This window comes from Candidatus Cryosericum odellii, from assembly GCF_003570935.1.
GTDB lineage: Bacteria > Caldisericota > Caldisericia > Cryosericales > Cryosericaceae > Cryosericum > Cryosericum odellii.
Genome location: NZ_QXIU01000230.1, coordinates 5926 through 8591, shown reverse-complemented (window position 1 = coordinate 8591; position 2666 = coordinate 5926). Strand labels below are relative to the sequence as shown.

3 protein-coding genes and 1 pseudogene are annotated in these 2666 nt (G+C 53.3%); all 4 read right to left on the bottom strand.

Annotated features, from left to right (window positions below; genetic code table 11):
- On the bottom strand, window positions 1-656 hold a 656-nt coding region (locus SMC5_RS09535), incomplete at its 3' end, for an ABC transporter ATP-binding protein (RefSeq protein WP_133299206.1).
- 4 nt (window positions 657-660) lie between these two features.
- Window positions 661-1534, bottom strand: a pseudogene (locus tag SMC5_RS09530) (ABC transporter ATP-binding protein).
- Between the two features lie 4 nt (window positions 1535-1538).
- On the bottom strand, window positions 1539-2396 hold the full coding sequence (locus SMC5_RS09525) for an ABC transporter permease (protein WP_119120531.1): 858 nt from the start codon (window positions 2394-2396) through the stop codon (window positions 1539-1541).
- A gap of 6 nt (window positions 2397-2402) precedes the next feature.
- Window positions 2403-2666, bottom strand: a 264-nt coding sequence (locus SMC5_RS11165; protein WP_207799197.1) for an ABC transporter permease subunit, incomplete at its 5' end; no start/stop codon positions are given.

Sequence of the window (2666 nt, the reverse complement as noted above, 5' to 3'; positions counted from 1 at the left end):
GACTTCTGACTTATGTAGTAGCCCAGAGAGAGGTCGTGTGTAATAAAGAGAATAGACAGCCCACGAGATTTAAGCTCTGCCAGCAAGTTGAGAACACCAACTCGAGTGGATGCATCGAGCATACTGATGATCTCATCTGCCACGAGAAACTGAACGTCGAGCAGAAGGGCACGCGCAATGAGAAAGCGCTGCAGCTGCCCACCGCTCAGCTGGTGGGGAAATTTGTTCAAGACCTCGTCGGGGTTCAGACCGACAGCCCTCATCGAACTATCGATCTTCTCGTTCCATTCGTGGCTATCGATCCTGGGAAAGAACTCTTCTCTGATTGTTCTGAAAATCCGATCGGCCTTGAAGATGGGGTTATAGGAACTGAATGGGTCCTGAAAGACCCCTTGGACGTGCCGGTAGTATTCCTTGCGTGCGCGCCCATTCAGACGCGAAACATCAACCCCGTTGAAACGAATTGCTCCGGAACTGATCGAAGTGAGATGCAATATCATCTTCCCTATCGTGGTCTTCCCACTTCCGCTTTCGCCAATCAGTGACACAACCTCGCTGTTGCCCACGTCGAAGCTGACGTCATTGACCGCAACGAGGCTCTTACCCCCAAACGTCCCAACCCTGTAGACCTTTGACACCCCGTCAAGTGTAAGCATTTCCTCAGGCACCTGCCTTCCAGCACGCGACAAAGTGGTCCTTCTCCGTTTCGACGAATGGCGGTTTCTCAAGACATTTCTCAAAGGCCAGGGGACACCGTTCCCTGAACCGGCATCCAACNNGTTGATATCAGCATCTTCGTGTACGGATGCTGCGAAGAGTGCACGATGACATCGGTAGGGGCTTTCTCTGCCAATTGTCCCGCATACATGATCAGGATGGTATCGGCAATCTGGTACAATACCGAGATGTCATGCGTAATAACAATCACGCTCTTGCAGTATCCCCGGTCCCGAAACTGGACCAGCATCTCTGAAACTGCCTTTTGACTGGAGACATCGAGTGCCGATGTGATCTCGTCTGCAATGAGCAGTGAAGGGTTGAGCATGGTAGACAGAACCATCACCATTCTTTGCTTCATGCCCCCAGAAAGCTCGATGGGATACATGTTCAGCACGTCGTATGACAATTTGACCAAGTCCAGTCGCCTCTTCAGTTCAGGCAGGAGAGACTTGAAGTCTACGTTTCTTGACTTGAGCAAGTCGGCCACCATCTTCCCAATCTTCCGCGTCGGGTTCATGGCATTCATGGCGTATTGCGGGATGATGGAGACCTTCTTGAACCGGAAGTTGTTCATTCTCTCCATATCACCGATCGGCAGCTGCTTGTTGTCGAGTGTCACTCCTCCCTTGATCAGCTTCATAGGGGGATGCAAGAAGATCAGGCTTTGGCCAAGCGTGGTTTTCCCGCAGCCCGATTCGCCGGCCAGTCCCATGATTTCTCCATCCGCGATGCCGAATGTTGTGCTCTCCAGCGCGTGGACGTCTCCTCTCAGGGTCTGGTAGTAGACGGTAAGGTCCTTTACTTGCAGGCTCATGCGGTCACATCTCCCTGAGTTTCGGGTTAAAGACTTCGTCCAGCCCAACGTTCGTGATATACAGGGAACCCACGATAGCCGTAATCGCGAGGCCCGGTGGAATGAACCACCACCACATGTGAAGCATGATGGCGCTATAGGTGGTAGCGTTGTTCATCATGAGACCCAGTGACATGCCCTCCGTTGGACCCAGGCCGATGAAATCCAGTGTGGCCGCTGTCAAGATCGCCCCGCCAAACTGAAGGATGAACGTCAGCAGCAAATAGGACATCATGTTCGGAGCTATCTCCGTGAAAATGATTTTGAGTGGTTTCATACCGCTGAGGCGGCCCAGATCGACAAAATCTCTGGAACGCAATGAGAAGGTCTGGGCACGGATGGCTCGAGCTGCCCAGGGCCACGAGAAGAGCGCAATGTAGACACTTTCGAACACCAGTCCTCGCACCTCAAGATAGGCCGCTACGATCAGAAGAACAACCAACGATGGAACGACCAGAACAATGTTGGTCAGCATATTGAGTATTTCATCCGCAATACCGCCGCGATACCCGGCCGTGAAACCAATGAGGATACCAATCAGGGTCCCCAGCCCTCCGCCTACCATACCTACGAGGAACGTTGACCTGAGGCCATACACGAACTGGGTAAAGACATCCTCTCCAAAGCTCGTCGTACCAAACCAGAACTCAGACGATGGCGGCTGAGCACCCGGAGCCACATAATCTCGTGGCTGGTATTTCGTGAGGAGCGGGCCCACCAGTGCGAGGATGATGAAGAGAAACACGATCGCCACGCCGATCTGGAGCTTGGCGTTCCGACGCATGAAGTAAAGCGCTTCGTTCTGCTTCCTGGGTTGTGCCATGGCGCCCTACCCCTCCCCTTGCATCCCAACGCGCGTTCGAGGATCCACAAGGACATACGCGAGGTCGATAAGGAAGTTGGCAAGCAACACGCCGATGATAATGAAGAGACAAGATCCCTGGAGCAGGAAGTAGTCATGGTTCTGAATCGCCTGCAGAATCAGAAAGCCAATTCCAGGGTATGAAAACACTATTTCTGTGGCGAGGGCTCCCCCGACAATGGCGCCCAGTTGCAGCGCCAGCCCGGTGATCTGGGGAAGGAGTGCGTTGTG

Bases quoted from the DNA above. Each gene is read 5' to 3' on its own strand.
- SMC5_RS09525 (WP_119120531.1), bottom strand. From the start codon at position 2,396: ATGGCACAACCCAGGAAGCAGAACGAAGCGCTTTACTTCATGCGTCGG.